Here is a 17,141-nt window from a genome sequence, read left to right on the forward strand (position 1 = left end):
TTGGCGAATATTTAACATGAGACCTCACACTCCTTTAGTTTGACTTTGGGTGTTTTTTTGGGCGAGGTCTCATTTCTTTTTCAGGGGGCTGATCCCCTTCTGGTGCCTACTGAAATTTTACTCGGCCGCCAACGAAGTCCGCCCGTTCATTTGTCGAAAACAACCTGCACATTCTTTCTTTCCGGCCAAAAAATCTGTGGACAATGTGGATAAGTCTGTTAATAAGTGGTTTTTCAAGGAGTTTATCTGTGGACTTTTCTGTGCATAATCAAAAATCCCGTCGAATACCCGCAAAAGCGAGAATCAATAGTTGTCACTGTTCTTCAGTTACAGTCAAAATCCCGCATTATTCGTTTTTGGCTGTTGCGCGGAAAAATAAAAGCCTGGAGGCTTAATCTCCCCCAGGCGCTAAATTCCACAGCTACTGTCTGTTGGTGAAGCAATCTCGGCAATAGACAGGTCGATTGCTGACCGGTTTGAAAGGTACCTCTGTTTCTACGCCACAGTTTGCGCAAACCGCTGGAAAAAGTTCACGCGGCGGTCGGCTCGCCTGGCCGTTATTACGGTTCTGACGGCGTGCCGCCCGACAGTCCCGACAGCGGCCTGGTTCGTTCTCGAACCCCTTCTCCGCATAAAACTCCTGCTCGCCTGCGGTAAAAACAAATTCATTACCGCAGTCTTTACACACCAGCACTTTGTCTTGAAACGCCATGGATCAATCCCCCACTTCTTAGAATTACCCTTGCTTAGCCGACCTGGTTTTGCACTGCAAGCGTAGACTGGGAATTCCGTTTGGAACCTCAAACCGCTGAGACTGCTTCCCGGGTACTAAGCAATTCAGTTTAGCAACATTATAACTCTGTAGGTGAAAAAATACAAGATAAATCTTGGAAAATGCGCTTAATCTACTGGCAAATTAAAATAATAGCCTGTAACAGTGTACAGGCTGGTTTGACTTACTTCAGGTATATTTCTTAGAAACACAACCACCAAAGCGGAAACTCATACGGCTATTTAAAGCCCTGGCCCATAAAAACAGTCCGCTGCCTGGGTCAGGTCACCGCTTGCTGTCGACAAAAATTCCTTCGGGCAGGACAGGGCCGGCCCGGTAAGCCTGGCTAGCTTTCTTTAATCGCCGCAGGTTCGCCAGGTTATCCCGGCACTCGGCCAGCTTGCTCTGCATTTCCCGTCTGATCCCTTCGTCCCGACTGGTGACCTGCTCAAAAATGCCTTGAATTTTTTGCCTGATTTCTTGCACCTCCGTCGATACCTTCTCCTCCGTTCCTGCCTCCGCCACCCAGGACGGAATGCCGTTCTCCGCTCTTAATTGGTCAAGCTCGAACATGACCCGCTGCCGGGCATCCAGCAGCCCATCCAGAGCCTCGATCTGTCCCGCCGCCAACTGCTCCTCGAGTAACCGGGTGGCCTCCGCCAATTGATGAGCCAGAGCCAAAGCTTTTTCCCAGACCACCAGCCGTTCTTTCATTACACCTTCTCCTTCTGGCCGCACACCTTTACCTTCCTGCATTTTCTCCGTTACCCGTTTTAATTCCCTCGTCACTCCCGCTATTTCGCTGCCATCTCACCCCGGGTTGATTCCACCACCGCCGACCAGGTCTCCCGGAGCTCAACCACCATCGGAAGCACGGTGTCGATCAACGCGGCATCTTTCTTCATATTGGCCTGAATCAATTGATACTTCCAGAAGTCATACAACTGATAGAGATTGGTTGAAATCTCGTAATCCATATTCAAGGTCACGATCAGTTCGTCAATGATATCCTGGCTCTTGACCAGATAGCGGTGCGCCTCCGCGGGTTTCTGCGCGCCGATCGCCTCTTTCGCCTGTTTCAGGGAAAGAATCAGGCCGTCGTAAAGCATCAGGAGGAGCTTACCCGGGCTGGCCGTCTGCACTGCGGTGGTTCTGTACAAGTTGTAGGCGTTATTTGGCATCAACACACTGTCTCACCCCTTCATGATTCCACCATTTATTGTCAGGAATTGGCCTGATCCAAATCGGTTTATACCCGCTTATCGATCAGGATCCCTAACATCTCCTGAAGCTTAACCGCCAGGTCCAGCAGTTCCTCCGGCGGAATCTGCCGCAATACCTTGTTGGATTCCGGGTCGATCACCTTGACGACCACCCGGTTGGTTTCCTTATGGATCGAAAAGCTGAGCTGGAAGTTGAGCTCATACTCGGCTTCTTTTAAAAGCTTGCTCAACGACTCCTCCGCGATATTTGGCTGCTGTGACTTCTCGACTTCTTCTGTGTGCTCTGGTACGAAGTTTGCAACCGGCATGAGCGCCGGTTTAACCATCTCGGGCAAAGCATTACTTTTGGCACGGTTCGTCAAGGCCTGTTCATTCACTGCACTGCTGCTTTCAATCCGCATTTCACTCACCACCATTCCTATCCGCTTATTACTCACCTGTGTACTTACTGCTGGCTTCCGCCTCCGAACTGCTGAACCAGCCAGGCGCTCTGGTTGTTCAGCCGCGCAATCGCCTTCTCCATCGCCGTAAACTGCCGCCAGTAGCGGTCTTCCAGTTTTTTCAGCTGATCTTCCATCGTGGAAATCCGCTGGTCGATATACTTAAGGGTCTTGCCAATGCTGCTCGTATCAACCAGAGCACTCGATGAACCCGCCTGCGCTGTAATCCGGGAGATAGCCGCGTTGATGGCATCATAGAGCTGCACCGCCAGCCCTTTTTGCTTGCTGTCGGTTATCTCATTACCCGCGGCATCCTTGGTCCGGGTAAAAAGCTCCATTACCGCCTCCGGGTTCGACTGCAGCGCCTCGCGTAACCGGCTTTCATTCAGGTAGAGCTTGCCGTTTTCCGCATACGTGCCGGTGGTGATGCGGATGACGCTCAACTGGTTGGCCACCGTCGTGATCTGCTGCGTTCCGTTGGTAACCGTCACCTGGCCCGTCAGGCCAGACACAATGCTCGATAACACCGTCCGCATGCTGGTCAGCGCTCCACTCAGGAGCGTATCCCCTTTGAGCAGGCCGCTCCGCGCCTTGGCCTGCCACTGGTCAATCTGCTTATCGGTGAGTTTCCCTTCTTCGATCTGGGCATCGGTCAGCGGTCGATAGTCAGGATAGCGTTCTTCGTTGAGCTTATTGTTAATCGTCGCGATCGTCTCGTTGTATTTGCTCACGAAACTCTTGATCGAGTTCACCACGGCATCAAGGTTGTTCGCCACTGTCACCGTAGTGGCTGTCCCGTTAAACCCACCAGGGGTCGTCCCCTTGAAGTTAAACGTCACCCCGTTGATGGTGTAAGTATTGGTGTGACTGGTCATCCCCGTGAGGCCGTTGATCTCGAAACTTGCATCCTGACCGCCCTGTTCGTTGGCTTCATTTATCCGCAATACATCAGTGAGAAAACTGCCGGTTATGGCAATTTCTGCCCCCGTTCGATTATTTCCTGTTTTAGTGGTCGCAATGGCAACTTTGTCCGTACCAGCATCATAAAACATCGTCACCCCCGCTGCCGTATTTGCATTGACGGCCGCGATGACTGAATTCAGCGTGGCGGTGTCACCATCAAAGGTGAACGACTGCCCGTTAATGGTAAAAGTAAATTGATGTTCAGCATTCCAACCAAAGTTACTGGAGACGAACTTGTCTTTCTGCGACCACAGGGTAGCTGTTGGATCAATCGCGGTTTGCACTACTGAGGTCTGTCCATTGGATAATCCCAAAGTTGGTAGAGCATTTTGCGTGGTACCATCCGTGACCACAATCGATGGGATAGTGCCATCACTTTTGGCGGTCGCCGCCAGTTTGATCTGGTTGTCACTGGTCAGTGAAACAATTATTTTTCCTGCGCCGATGGACGAAGCATCGATTTTAGCCTGGATGTCCGCCACCAGGTCATTCAGGGTGTTTCCCGCCGTCCCATCGTAATTCTTCTCCGTCAGCACGATTTCTACGGCCGAACCACCATCATAAGACAATTTGAACTGGTTTTTCCCCCTTGTATCAATTGGTATGCTCAGTGCATTACCTATCACCTGCGACCGCCCCGACAACGCCCCCAGGCTCTTGTTAGTAGCCACGGTCGCCAGCCGCTCAACTTTCACCTGGTACGTCGTGGCCGCCGCTGACGCCCCCGCTGTCGCCGTGACAATGCTCTCGTTGCTCGAAGTTACCGTTTTCGCCTGAAAAGTCCCCTGTAACTTCAGGTTGAAGACTTCATTCCGCAACGCCAGCAGGCTGGAGTTGATCGCGCGGTAGTCCTCCTGCTTCCACTGCCAGATCTGCTTATCCTGCTTGATCTTGTCCAGCGGCGCCCGGTGGGCCTTCATCAGGTCCGCCACCCACTGGTCGATATCGATCCCCGTCGCCAGCCCGCCGATCCGGTTGATGGTCGACATGCTTTTTCCCTCCTGTGTTTATTGCAAAACATGTTGGTCTGAATTTAACTTTGAAACTCTGAGCCAGTTTAGAATTTTCTTAGCGTTTGTCTAAGCGTTTGATATGGAAAAGCCGTTGCATTTATTTTTATTATCGGATATATGGGAAAAAATCTTTAACAAAAAATGAGCAAAAAATAAGAGCAACCAACAAGGTCGCTGCAAGATAATCGTAACAATCCGAACACCCAAAAATACCACGGGGCTTTACGGGCCACAGCCGGTTGGTAAGGGTATCAATGCTCGCATTTTTTTATTATGCAAAAAGAGAGCAGCCAGGTATCATGACTGCTTTCTTTTACCAGATGTCAAGTTTAACTCTTTTATTAAAGCTTTTTGTAAAACCTGAGAAAAGTTAATATTTGCTTTTTCAGCTTTAACATTTAACCAGTTAGGTATAGTGAGAGTTTTCTTGACAGCGCGATTATCGTTCTCTTTTCGATAGGTATCAGTATCCACGTCAATTAGAGTAACGAAACTATCATTGGCATGAGTTAAAGTATTTATATCACTTGGTGAGGGGATTTCTTCGGATTTATCTTCTGCGTCACAGAGCCACATAGATATAGCATCGCGAGCCATATCAATAGCATCCTCCAGACTGTCTCCACAGGTGAAGCAACCTGGTAAGTCGGGAACTGCTACATTATAGCCATTATTCTCCGGGGTGAAAATAGCCGGATAAACATATTTCATGGTATTCCCTCCTTTCAGGTAGGCAGTAATCAAGAAAAACGGAGTGTTTTTATACAAACAAGCTCAAGGCAACCAACCACAAAAAAATAATAGAACCACGCTTTCCAAGACCGTCCGGTCCACTTTTGACTCCAAGGCTTCCCCAAATTGTTTTCCTGAGTTTGTCAGTTGGAGAGCAATAAGAGCCCTCAAACCCGCATAAATACTGGGTCGCATCTCTAATTTTCGCAAAAACGTAGGGACAAAATATTTTATGCATAGCCTTGAAATGTATGGAAATATGCATTTAATAATGGTACAATATGCATAGAGATACTTCTTTTGGAGGGCATCCTATGCATTTAAAAGTTGTTAAAGCTGGTAATTACGAATATGTCCGCCTGGTTGAATCTTACCGTGAAAACGGTACTGTTAAGCATAAGGTAATTCTTAATCTTGGCCGCAAAGATCTTATTGAGGGTAACCCGTCCTTTCAAAGACTGGCTCAGCGTTTGGCCGAGATAGCCCGTGGTCCTTCGGTAAATTCTCTGTCTTTTGAAAACTTTTCCGAAGGTGTACTGCGTAATTACGGTTTTATTGTTTACCGTAAGATTTGGCAGCTGTTCAAGCTGGATAGGTTTTTCACTGAGTTTAAGGAACGGCATACCAAAATCCAGTTTGATCTAAATTCTGTTTGTTTTCTCATGTCAGTTCAGCATTTATTGTCTCCTTCAAGTAAACTTGGAACTTTCGAAAGGCGCCGTCAATATCTGGGAGTTCCGGATCTTGATCTGAACCATCTATATCGCAGCCTGGATTTACTTGCAGAGAATAAGGAACGTATTGAAGACTTTGTTTTCGAACAGAATCGTTCTCTGTTTAACATGAAGGTAGATGTCGTTTTTTATGATGTAACCACCTTCTACTTCGAGAGTGTTAGGGAAGAAGGATTTCGGGATTTCGGCTTCACTAAAGATAACAAGATTAATGAAGTCCAAGTTGTTATGGGATTGTTAGTGGATGGTGAAGGAAGACCCATCGGTTATGAATTGTTCCCAGGCAATACTTTGGATAGTAAGACGCTAGAGCTTTCCTTAGAAAAATTAAGTCAGAGGTTTAATCTTAACCGGGTAGTCATTGTTGCTGACCGAGGGCTTAACAGCAAACTAAATTTAAAGCGGATTAGGGACAAGGGATATGACTATATCGTGGCAACTCGCCTCAAGAAAATGAATCAAGGTGTTCTGCAAGAAGTCTTTAATCAAGAAGGCTATGCTTTGCTTAATTCTTCTAATGAGACTCAGGATGATGCGGAGCTTTTAAGGTATAAAGTCCTTGATCATGTCAACCGTTTTAGAGACGAGCAGGGGAAGGTAATTGAACTGGCTGAGAAACTGGTTATTACCTATTCTTCTAAACGGGCTCTTAAGGATAAGGCTGACCGGCAACGGTTGATTGATAAGGCCAATAGTCTTTTGGCACAACCAAGTTCTATTAAGGCTAGCAACAAGCGCGGTGGCAAGCGTTTCATTAAACACATCAGCGAAAACGACCAGTACTTTCTTGATGAAAAGGCTATTGCCAACGATGAACGATTTGACGGTTACTATGCTATTCAGACCAGTTTAAGTGAGCTGACTCCAGATGCTGTGCTTGACGCGTATCATACTCTCTGGAAAATCGAAGAGCCCTTTTGCATCATGAAGAGCACATTGGAGTACGTCCAATCTTTCATTGGACTGAAAAGCGCATAAAAGGCCATTTTGTTATTTGTTTTCTGGCTTTCTTGCTCGAAAGGACCTTAGAATTCCGTCTGAAAGAACATCAATTGTTTATTAGTCCAACCCAAATTCGGGAAGCTTTGAGTTCATTGTTGTTTACAGAAATGGAGATAAATAGCCAAAGATTTTTGGTGAAGATGCGTCCAAGTGATAATGCCAATAAAATCTTAAGAATATTACGCATTTCCCCACCGAAGAATATGCTGCCTGTTGAAGAGGCAGGAGAATTCGCCTGGTAGAGGATGTGGGTACAATTTGCGCATCTTTATGTGAAATATTCCTTGTTTTTAAAGGCTTTCTGGCCTTCAACTGACAAAGTCAGGAAAAATTGCTCTTATGGCAACCTGGCTGCCATAGCAAACAAATGCCTTAGGCCCGTGGCTTTGCGTCAAACCTTTTCAGGTGTTTTGCTTGTATTCATTTTTGTCCAATCTAAAGCAAATACTACAAATACTAAAGGTAGAAAAGCACCCTTCCAATTACGTTCGAAAATCAAAAATAACTCCCGCAACAATTCCTCTGCCCTAATCCTTCAAAGCCAGCAAAACCTCCGCCAGCTTGAAATCAATCTCATGATCAATATCTACCGAGCGCTCCCGCGGCATGATATACGCATAAGTATGCGGCCCAAACCACGAATCCCGATCACGTATAAAATCCCAGCGTGCTAGATATATAGCGCCGTTTAAGCGATAATAAACCGGCAGTTCCTGGCGATTAGCAGGAATATCCGGTTTTATAAAATCTCGCATACACCCGTCTTCTGGGAGGACATTAGACCACCAGGGGTGATGGTCCACCTCGCACACCGAAACTACCGCATCCGCTTCACGTGCGAGCAGAATGTCCACTGCTTTCACCATATCTGCGGCGGTACGCAGAGGGCTGGTAGGCTGCAAATACATAACACAATCAAACTTTGTACCTCGCTCCTCAAACCAACGAAGTGCGTGGTGCAGTACATCTATTCCCCGTGCCCCGTCGGTAGCTAACTCCTGGGGGCGCAAAAAGGGAACTTCTGCGCCCGCTTCTTTCGCTACCCTGGCAATTTCCCCCCCATCGGTAGAAACCACCAAACGATCAAAAACACTGCTCTCTATGGCCGCTTGAATGGTGTGCACTATAAGCGGCTTTCCAGCAAGGAGCCTTATATTCTTGTCTGGAACACCTTTAGATCCAGCACGGGCAGGAATAAAGCCAAGCAACGAAACTCCCGGGTACATATCTACTCTCCTCTACTTCCCCAGTTCCATAGTTTCAAAAAGGCGAAGGGTTCGCTGGTATTCCTCCCACTGGCCTACATCAAACCAGCGTCCATGGTGTGGGTAGACCCCAATGCGCATTCCAGCATTCCTGACGACCGCAATGAGTTCCGGCATGTCAATACGGACACCTTTCTGAAGTAATTTCAACACAGCAGGCTCCAGCACATAGAGGCCAGTGTTCACCAGAAAGTGAAAATTGGGTTTCTCTTCGATCCAGAAATCCTCGCCCTGCGTGCGTAAAACCCCGTAAGGCACCACAAACTCTTTCAAAGCCCCCACAACCGTTAAAGCATGCCCATGTTCCCGATGGTACTCCAGCAAATGGTGGTAATCGAGTTCCACAATGATGTCACAGTTGGTCATAATAAAGGTTTCGTTAATACGCCCCGTTAAAAGAGAAAGCGCCCCCGCAGTGCCCAGCGGCTCATTCTCTTGCACAAATTCCGTGCGGTAGGGTCGGCTTTCGCCATTAAAATAAAGGCGAACGATTTCGGCTTTGTAACCAAGGCATAAAATAAACTGGCCAAACCCCTGGCTGTGAAACCTATCCATGATTACTTCTACAATAGGCTTGTCCCGCAGTGGAATCATTGGCTTGGGAAGAATTTTGGTAAAGGGATCAAGCCGCGTACCCTGGCCACCAGCCATTATCACTACAGCCTCAGAACGGCTTTTAGCACGAGGCAAAAGCACATCTTCCCACAGGATCAAATCCACGACTCGTCCTTCCAGATCTACCAAAGGAACGTGGCGGACGCTGTACTCTACCATAAGCTGCCGCGCAGCTTCACGAGAAGACCCTTCGGGCAACACCCGAGGATGCGAATTCATTATGCGGGCCACCGGGGCGCGCAAATCCATCCCACCCAGTAAAGCGCGGCGGACATCTCCATCAGTTACCGTACCCAGTAACCGCCCGTCATCGCTAGTTACCAGAAGGATCTGGCATGCTGCCCGGTCCATCTGCTCCAAAGCCAGTACAATAGGCACTTCCGGCCCTACCTTTACTTTTTGCAGCAATTCGGCTCGCCTCAAAAGCTTCCCTCCTAAAAAATCATATCCCACGTGATTACCGTATCTGCTGGAATGTCCACCCGTGCCTTTCTACCCGCAACCAAACTCCACATCTTCGGGGAAATGCCTGTTCCAGGCCTCTTGAGGGCCAGTTTATCCTCAGTAATCACTTCTCCTGCAGTGATTTTACACGCTGCCACCAAACTGCGTCTGGCCGCCCGCATAACATCCCGCTCGGCAGGGGTGGGACGCTTGCGCCCATCGCCCAAAGCTTTCTCCACGTTACGGATCGCCCGCACCATGGCAGCCAGTTCGTCAGGCTCTAACGATGCCTTATGGTCTGGCCCTTCCATCTTGCGGCTCAGCGTGAAGTGCTTCTCAATCACCGTAGCCCCCAGAGCCACAGCAGCTATGGCTACCTCAATACCCAGAGTGTGATCGGAATAGCCTACCGGCAGCCCAAAAGCATGCCCCAGCGTGACCATAGCCTGCAGATTGACTTCCTCATAAGGAGTGGGATATGCCGAAGTACAGTGCAAGAGGGTTATTTCATGGGCCCCAGCACTCTGCATTACCTCGAGTGCTTCTTCCACCTCGCCCAGTGTAGCCATTCCCGTGGAAATTATAAGAGGTTTGCCCCTAGCAGCTACATACCGCAAAAAACGGTCGTTAACCAACTCGCCCGAGGGAATCTTGAACAAGGGAACGCCCAACTTATCTAGGAGATCTACGCTGTAATAATCGAACGGCGTAGATAAAAACATTATCTCCCGCCGGTCACAGTACATCTTGAGGGTTCGAAAATCCTCTTTCGAAAGCGCAAGACGCCGGATCATATCCAGCTGTGTTTCCTGGCCGGGCACGTTTTCCTTCTGATAAGCTGCTTTCTCGGCGGTACTAGCTGCCACTTCTTCCGGAACAAAGGTCTGGAACTTTATCGCATCTGCACCGGCAGCAACCGCTGCATCAACCAGTTTTTTGGCTATTTCTAGATCTCCGTTATGATTTACCCCCGCTTCGGCAATAATGAAGACTCCACTTTTATGAAAGGCACCACTTTTAAGAGCCATAGGTTGCCACCTCCTCTGGACCCGGAAAGTCAAGTTTTTTCTCAAGCAACCGTCTGTCTAAAGGCACTGACTCCAGAACAGACAATATTCTCCCGCTTACGTTACCGTCGCCATAAGGATCGTAAGGATTCGTTACTCGCTGCACTTGCTGGCGAAACTGCGTGTCGTATAAGGCCTTGCGCAAAGCCGTCATAATATCTTCTCTGCGGCAGGGCACATCAATTATACTTTCAGCCCTTATCCGGCCCTTTTGCCTGTCACCGATATTAACCGTCGGTATCTTGAAAGACGGTGCTTCAATAATGCCACTGGAGGAATTACCCACTACCGCGGCAGCATACTTCATAACCCCCAGGTAAGCACGCGAACCCAAGCTTTTGTAAAGCCGGACATTGGGGAACTCCGCCGCATAAGTTTCCCAGGCAGAAATAATTTTTTGAAACCCTACTTCCGTCCCCGGGTAAGTAATAACCTGTTGAAAACCCCTAAACTCTTTCAAAGCCGAAATAAGCGTGTTCACTTCCCTGGCAGGGTCACAATCAGGCGATAACGTCTCAGGATGATACGTAACCAGCAAGGTAGGCTGAAAAACATCAATACCAAACTGCTCTAAAATCTCCTGCGGTTCCATAAATTCTCTTCTGTGAATATTTTCCACTCCTGGTGAACCAACTAAATGTATTCGCCAAGCCTCTTCCCCCATAAGGCGAATGCAGCGGGCATATTCGAAAGTACTGGCAAAGTGCAGATGAGCCATTTTGGTTAGCGCATGTCGTACTTGCTCATCGAGCACTCCTTCGGTTGATTCACCACCTGCTAGGTGAGCAATAGGAATGCGCATGATTACTGCTGCCGTAGCCGCTGCCAAAAGTTCATGCCGATCTCCCAAAAGCAGCATTATATCAGGCCTTAGCGAATCAATCACCGCAGCAATCTCAGCGCAAGCACTGGCTACATATTTTACAATAGCAGCTGGCAGGTCTGATTCAGGAAAGCATCTTTGCAGAACAATCGGGTAGAAACCCTCTGAAATTATTTCCTGGATTGTTTCTCCCTTAGAAGGGTTTACGTGAGCTCCTGCAACCACCAATACAGGTTCGAAAGAAAAATTTTCACTTCGCCGTAAAATCAGTTTAAGCAAGCCAAATTCAGCCCTCGTGGTTGTAAAAAACATTACCTTTCTCATCGTTTCATCCCAATCGTTCTAAATTCTTTGCTGATTCTTTGCTGGATTACCCACCACCACTGTCCAGGGTTCTATGTCATGCACTACCACTGCTCCGGCACCCACCAAGGCACCTTCTCCTATGGTTACGCCCTGAATTATGACAGCACCAGCACCAATATGTGCTAACCTGCCGACTCTAACTCCCCCGCAGAGCACTGTCCCTGTTGCTATATGCACATGATCGGCAATAACACAATCATGCTCGACCACGGCACCCGAATTAACAATAACATTTATCCCCAACTTTGCACCCGAATTAACTATTGCGCCCGGCGCTACCACACAACCCGCACCAAACACCACATCTGGAGCCACAACTGCCGATGGGTGTTTAAGCAGCGGAAACTCAAATCCCAATCTACGGATCCGCTCATACAATTCACTCCGTGGCCGGTTATCCCCCGTCCCTCCCAGGCCCAGCGCTGCCAGCCTGATTCCCTGGTTAAACAAAGCAGGTAGGACGCTGTCATCCCCCAGGTAATTATAATGGCAAGAAATAGTAGCCGCGCCGGCAACAGGAGCCGTATACCCTACTATAAAGAAAGAACCAAGGGTCTCGATAGTACTGGCAACTACCGCTGCGTGTCCGCCTGCCCCAATGAGGACTATGGATTGCTTTTCCACTGGATTATCACCTTTCCAATATAACCTGGCATACATACTGAATATCATCTTCAGTAAGAAAACTCGCACTCGGCAGGTTTAATCCCCGCTCGTGTAAAAGCTCAGCTACAGGACATGCTTTAAGTTTATACTGTGCATACGCCGGCTGCCTGGAAAGAGGCAAAAACAGCGGGCGCACCTGGATACCCGCCTTACGCAACTTCTCTGCCACGGCATATCTATCCTTACCAAACCTATCGGGATCAACCACAACAGAAAACATCCACCAACTGCTTCGTCCTTCCGGCAGTTCCTGCTGCCACTTAAGGCCGGGAACATTCTGGAGAAGTTCACGGTATAAAGCCGCATTGCGGCGCTTGACATCCAGGAATTGTTCCAGCCTCTCCATTTGCGCTAGGCCCAAAGCTGCTTGAATGTTAGTCAGCCGGTAATTGTACCCTACTTCGAGGTGCTCGTACTCCGTAGCATCAGAATTCCTGCCTTGGTTAACCAGCAGGCGAGCACGCGCCGCCAGTTCAGGATTATTTGTTACCAGCATGCCACCGCCGCCGGTGGTAATCACCTTGTTTCCATTGAAACTGAATACACCTATATCTCCAAACGTTCCCACATGTCGCCCCTCATACGTGGAGCCAAGTGCTTCCGCCGCATCTTCAATCACGTATAAGCCGTATCTGTGAGCTATATCCGTCAAACGCGACATGTCCGCCGGGTTGCCATAAAGGTGAACAGGTATAATGGCACGTGTGCGGTGTGTAATTACCCTTTCAACTTCGTCGGGATCAATATTCCAGGTCAACGGATCCACGTCTACTACTACAGGAGTTGCGCCCACATACACTACCGGATTTACAGTGGCGATAAAAGTAAGTGCCGGTACAATAACTTCATCTCCAGGACCAATTCCCAACAGCCTTAAGGCTAAGTGAATAGCTGCCGTGCCGTTAACTGTGGCCACAGCATACTGGGCCCCTACATACCTAGCAAAACGCTCCTCAAATTCGCTAACCAGAGGCCCTATGGACGAAACATATCCGCTTTCCAGGGCACACAGTACATATTCTTTTTCCAATTCACTGATATTTGGTGAATCAAGAAGAATCCGCCACTCTCTCAAGAAATTACTCCCCTTCTCTAACTACAATTCTAGAGTATTTCTTGCTATTGGTATATTAAAATTCTTCGTATGTGTGATAACAAGTGCAACACAAGGCTAGACTCCTGTGTTTATATTTATCCAATAATTCTCTGTATAATCTCAAATCAGGCGAGTTGTTCCAAATTTCATAAAGAGTCTGTTCGTTTGCATCGCCCACCGTCAAAAAATTGTCATAATCAGAGCAACAACAACTTACCTTACCATCCCAGTCAACGCTCAATTTTTGATATACTTCCGTACACTCACGATAGATTTTTCTTATGGTTTCTTTTTCTTTTAATTCAAAAAGACGTTTTGCCACATCTAGAGACTTTATAAGGTGAAAATTTAGGCGTGACAGGTTAGTCTTGCCTATTCCAACCGAATCCACAATACCAACCCAATAATCAACAAAATTTTTTACTTCCTCTTCTGTCTCATCAGTTAAGGTTGTTGAAATATGAACATAAGGTTTTTTAAGCTTCCCTCGAGTATCGATAAGTTTTAAAATATTATCAACCAGTACATTGTATTTACTGTTATTACGCATAATTTCATACTGTTCTTTGGTTGCCCCTTGAAAAGAAAAAATTATCGAATCCAACTCTAACTCTACAAGGCTTTTTATTTTCTCTTCGTTTGTTTAAAGCCAGTCCATTTGTAGTTATATGCAGAAGTAAGCCTTTTTCTTTTACATAACGGCAAAAATCTATTATACCAGGGTGCAAAAAAGGCTCCCCCCAGCGAATCATGCGAATAGGAGTCTCATAAAGAGAAGAACATTCATCAACTATTTTCTTAAACAAACCCCACTCCATATAACCCTTCGGTCTGGTCATCGCCTGCTGGCCACAAAAGATACACCGTAAATTACATATATTGGTCAATTCAATATCAATTAAAAACGGAAACGACGGCAGATTATCCTTATAATGCAACACATTACGAAAAGCCTCACTGTCATAAACAGCACGAAATGGGTTTTCGCGCTGGCTATTGGGATTTCTGAAAAACATAACCTGCACTCCCTATCTTGAGCTTTCTATAGACATAGTCTTTTTTCATCCTATATTATCCCTACTCTCAGAACAGCTTTACTGCTCTTCCCTTTTACATATTGTAAATTCCTGGTTTGTAGAAATGAAGATTTTCTTCGAACCACTCGATAGTTTCTTGGAGCCCTTCGTCAAGAGTATACCGTAGGCTCCAGCCAGCAAGCTCGTATGCCCGCCGGTTGTCGCATACCAAGCGTCCAACTTCACTATCCACAGGTCTTATCCGCTCATCTTCCTGCTCGATGCTTATTTCCCTTCCCACAATATTTTCTATCTGCTCAACCAAATCCTTTATAGATATCTCTCTTCCACTCCCTATATTCACCACTTGCCCCACTGCTTTTTCAGATAAGCCAACAGCGACTATTCCCGCAACAGTATCACGCACATAATTGAAGTCGCGGGTGGGGTTTAAGTTGCCCAAGCGGATAGTCCGGTTGCCGGCCAGAACTTGAGTAATAATAGTGGGAATAACTGCACGGGCCGACTGGCGAGGGCCAAAAGTGTTGAAAGGCCTCACCACCACTACCGGCAAGCCAAAGGAGCGATGATAACTTAGGGCTAACTGGTCCGCGGCAATCTTTGAAGCCGCATAAGGAGACTGAGCCTGCAAGGGATGTTCTTCGTCAATAGGGACGTATCGAGCCGTACCATACACTTCCGAAGTAGAAGTATGCACCACCCTCTTTACCCCTTCTTCCCTGGCGGCCTGGAGAATATTGTAGGTACCCTCGACATTTGTTTTGATGTACGCTAACGGAGAAACATACGAATAAGGAATACCTATAAGGGCTGCCAGGTGAAAAATAATATCGACCCCACAGACGGCATTTCTGACGCTGTCGTAATCGCGAATATCCCCGGTACAAACTTCGATCTCCTTGAGACACGGCAATGTCTCCAGCCAGCCCCACTGGTTGCGGGAATTGTACCGGACAAAAGCTTTTATCTTATATCCTTGCCTAGCAAGTTCTTCCACAAGATGAGAACCAATAAAGCCTGCGGCTCCCGTTACTAAAACTGTATTTGCCATTTTTATCTTTTTTCAGCCCCATTCCTCTACAGCTTCTTTTAACTTAAAAAGAGATGCCTGAATTCCGTTCAGATACCTCTTAAGATCCACCGCCACGAAATTCCGCTTTTCTTCCCACGACATATAGCGGATGTCCCCAAGAGATTTCCTCAATAAATGCTCCTCATTACGGATCATCGGACTAATAAAAGCAGCAAACTTCTTTTGTGAGGTAAGCATCTCCACAGACCGTGAAACATCTTCAAAAATCCGCTCTTTTTTTGCTTCAGCAGCACTTTCATCCAGATTCAAGAACTCTTCAGCTTTTTTAAGTGCAGAAATAAAATCTTCTTCAATCTCCATCAGTATACTCTTTACCGTCCTCTTGAGCTTCCTTAGGCCGACAACTGCCGCAGATTCTTTAAAAACAGGAGGTTCACCAGCGGGGCAATTTGAGAGTTCTCCCATTACATCATCCCATTCAAGAAAAAATGTGCCCGCAATCTTAGCTCCGCGAGGAGAAGTATTAATAACCCTCTCAAATCGCGATAAACTGATCACCTGTTCCAGGCTTTCCTTCATCCTGATAAAAGATCTACTCGTCAGTACTTTCCCACCGCTATTGGAATCTACCTCCACCGCCGCTTCTTTTTCAATATCCAATACGTTTTCTGGTCTAGCAACTCCAATTCCGTCAGCATAGTAACGATCGCCTACAAAAGCTAGATCCTGACCAGCGAGAATAACCTCTCTTATTCCCAGTTTGTCCAGAAGCCTGAGCGTAACCACAGCAATAGAAGGAGCATCCTCAATTACTTCAGCTGACTCAAGTGCTCCATGCAAATAGTTAAACACCGTATCCTGACTCAAGATAAAATAAGCCTTTGGACCAACATGGTTCTTTACCACATCGTGATTAATCGTGCTTCCGAAAACAAGCGGGGCACCCCAAGAAAGAGCAGGTTTCAGGGCATTATAGTTACCGGGAAAAGGATCGTACGAAACGAACATGTCCGGGACCAAACCGTATTTCAGCAAGCCGTTGACGCTGGTTCCCGCTGCCACAATCAGTGCCTGCTTGCATTCTTTAATTTTCTTAATATAGGGTACAGCTTCGGTAAGAGAAGGCCCCGAAGCAGTCATGACTGCCGTGCGTCCCTGGAAATATTTTTTGCAATGAAAGATGTATTCGCATTTCCAGAGATACGGCAGATTTTTCAGCGCATTAACCGTCCACTCCTTCTCAAATACCACATTAGTAAGCAGGCTTTCCACATAGGATTGGCGGGCATTTTTCAGGCTCTCGGCAAGTTCTTCAAGACGCTCAGAAAAGCAGCGCTCAAAGGCCGGTATCGTTAGAAAGGTCCAGCCACTTTTGGCCAGGTTTACAACGTGCTCAACAAACACCCGGCTGCGGTCGTTGCCGTGTTCGAAAACGATAAAGACGCGCTCCCACGGAAAAGTGGACCAATCCCGGTATTCAAGGGTAGCCAGAAAGATCTCTACATCCGGCTCGTAAATGTAAAAAGATAGATCGGGATGATTCTCAAGCAAAGCCTCGACGTGATATCCCAAACCGAAGCCGTACAGGACAACATGCCTGATCCCTGCCAGATCTTGCTTTGCAGCCCACATTTCCGCTTCCCGGACGGGATTGTACCTGCTGTGCAGCAGTAAAGAACCGCCACCTTTTTGGCTCGCCTCAATGCAGTACAGCCCCTTTTCCCTGGCAGGAAGTACCGTATAGGCGCTGCCGCTGTTCTTCCCTTTAATCTGTTTCCATAACTGCGGGCAGTTTTCCTTCAGGAAATCGACATTCTTCTGGTAAAGTCCGGTTGGCGCCATATACACAC

The 17,141-nt window shown here is 47.4% G+C and carries 16 protein-coding genes, 1 pseudogene and 1 riboswitch; of the genes and pseudogenes, 1 reads left to right on the plus strand and 16 read right to left on the minus strand.

Annotation, left to right across the window (positions count from 1 at the left end):
• Window positions 1–421: 421 nt before the first annotated feature.
• From HPY81_09240 to HPY81_09265, 6 genes are all read right to left on the minus strand, one after another.
• Entirely contained in the window at window positions 422–712 is a 291-nt protein-coding gene (locus HPY81_09240) for a zinc-binding protein (GenBank protein NPV27601.1), read from the minus strand.
• 345 nt (window positions 713–1,057) lie between these two features.
• Window positions 1,058–1,528, minus strand: a complete 471-nt coding sequence (gene fliT / locus HPY81_09245) for a flagellar protein FliT (protein NPV27602.1) — start codon at window positions 1,526–1,528, stop codon at window positions 1,058–1,060.
• A gap of 38 nt (window positions 1,529–1,566) precedes the next feature.
• On the minus strand, window positions 1,567–1,953 hold the full coding sequence (fliS, locus tag HPY81_09250; protein NPV27603.1) for a flagellar export chaperone FliS: 387 nt from the start codon (window positions 1,951–1,953) through the stop codon (window positions 1,567–1,569).
• A gap of 68 nt (window positions 1,954–2,021) precedes the next feature.
• The gene (locus tag HPY81_09255; GenBank protein ID NPV27604.1) at window positions 2,022–2,432 is read right to left on the minus strand and encodes a flagellar protein FlaG; all 411 of its coding nucleotides are present in this window, start codon (window positions 2,430–2,432) and stop codon (window positions 2,022–2,024) included.
• 8 nt (window positions 2,433–2,440) lie between these two features.
• Window positions 2,441–4,387: a flagellar filament capping protein FliD gene (gene fliD, locus HPY81_09260; protein ID NPV27605.1), complete on the minus strand. Its 1,947-nt coding sequence runs from the start codon at window positions 4,385–4,387 to the stop codon at window positions 2,441–2,443.
• Between the two features lie 321 nt (window positions 4,388–4,708).
• Window positions 4,709–5,122: a type II toxin-antitoxin system HicB family antitoxin gene (locus tag HPY81_09265; protein NPV27606.1), complete on the minus strand. Its 414-nt coding sequence runs from the start codon at window positions 5,120–5,122 to the stop codon at window positions 4,709–4,711.
• A 335-nt stretch (window positions 5,123–5,457) separates the two neighbouring features.
• Here HPY81_09265 and HPY81_09270 point away from each other — a divergent pair.
• A pseudogene (locus tag HPY81_09270) lies at window positions 5,458–7,121 on the plus strand (IS1634 family transposase).
• A gap of 96 nt (window positions 7,122–7,217) precedes the next feature.
• Window positions 7,218–7,304: riboswitch (cyclic di-GMP riboswitch) on the minus strand.
• Window positions 7,305–7,406: 102 nt separating this feature from the next.
• Here HPY81_09270 and HPY81_09275 read toward each other — a convergent pair.
• From HPY81_09275 to HPY81_09320, 10 genes are all read right to left on the minus strand, one after another.
• Entirely contained in the window at window positions 7,407–8,105 is a 699-nt protein-coding gene (locus HPY81_09275; protein NPV27607.1) for an acylneuraminate cytidylyltransferase family protein, read from the minus strand.
• A gap of 12 nt (window positions 8,106–8,117) precedes the next feature.
• Window positions 8,118–9,182, minus strand: a complete 1,065-nt coding sequence (locus HPY81_09280) for a CBS domain-containing protein (protein ID NPV27608.1) — start codon at window positions 9,180–9,182, stop codon at window positions 8,118–8,120.
• Window positions 9,183–9,193: 11 nt separating this feature from the next.
• A complete protein-coding gene (gene neuB, locus HPY81_09285) occupies window positions 9,194–10,231 on the minus strand; it encodes an N-acetylneuraminate synthase (protein NPV27609.1) in 1,038 nt (345 codons plus the stop codon).
• Complete coding sequence (neuC, locus tag HPY81_09290; GenBank protein ID NPV27610.1) at window positions 10,221–11,405, minus strand: UDP-N-acetylglucosamine 2-epimerase (hydrolyzing); 1,185 nt, start codon at window positions 11,403–11,405, stop codon at window positions 10,221–10,223. Before neuC ends, neuB begins: the two co-directional genes overlap by 11 nt.
• A gap of 30 nt (window positions 11,406–11,435) precedes the next feature.
• Complete coding sequence (locus HPY81_09295) at window positions 11,436–12,083, minus strand: acetyltransferase (protein ID NPV27611.1); 648 nt, start codon at window positions 12,081–12,083, stop codon at window positions 11,436–11,438.
• Window positions 12,084–12,090: 7 nt separating this feature from the next.
• Window positions 12,091–13,200, minus strand: a complete 1,110-nt coding sequence (locus tag HPY81_09300; GenBank protein ID NPV27612.1) for a LegC family aminotransferase — start codon at window positions 13,198–13,200, stop codon at window positions 12,091–12,093.
• Between the two features lie 55 nt (window positions 13,201–13,255).
• Window positions 13,256–13,825 carry a hypothetical protein gene (locus tag HPY81_09305; GenBank protein NPV27613.1) on the minus strand — a complete coding sequence of 190 codons (570 nt, stop codon included), beginning with the start codon at window positions 13,823–13,825 and terminating at the stop codon, window positions 13,256–13,258.
• Window positions 13,776–14,237, minus strand: a complete 462-nt coding sequence (locus HPY81_09310) for a radical SAM protein (protein NPV27614.1) — start codon at window positions 14,235–14,237, stop codon at window positions 13,776–13,778. Before HPY81_09310 ends, HPY81_09305 begins: the two co-directional genes overlap by 50 nt.
• A 94-nt stretch (window positions 14,238–14,331) precedes the next feature.
• Entirely contained in the window at window positions 14,332–15,309 is a 978-nt protein-coding gene (locus tag HPY81_09315; protein NPV27615.1) for an SDR family NAD(P)-dependent oxidoreductase, read from the minus strand.
• Between the two features lie 12 nt (window positions 15,310–15,321).
• On the minus strand, window positions 15,322–17,133 hold the full coding sequence (locus HPY81_09320; protein ID NPV27616.1) for a motility associated factor glycosyltransferase family protein: 1,812 nt from the start codon (window positions 17,131–17,133) through the stop codon (window positions 15,322–15,324).
• Between the last annotated feature and the right edge of the window lie 8 nt (window positions 17,134–17,141).

It is taken from the genome of Bacillota bacterium (genome assembly GCA_013178045.1).
In the GTDB taxonomy this organism is placed as follows: Bacteria; Bacillota; Ch66; order Ch66; family Ch66; genus Ch66.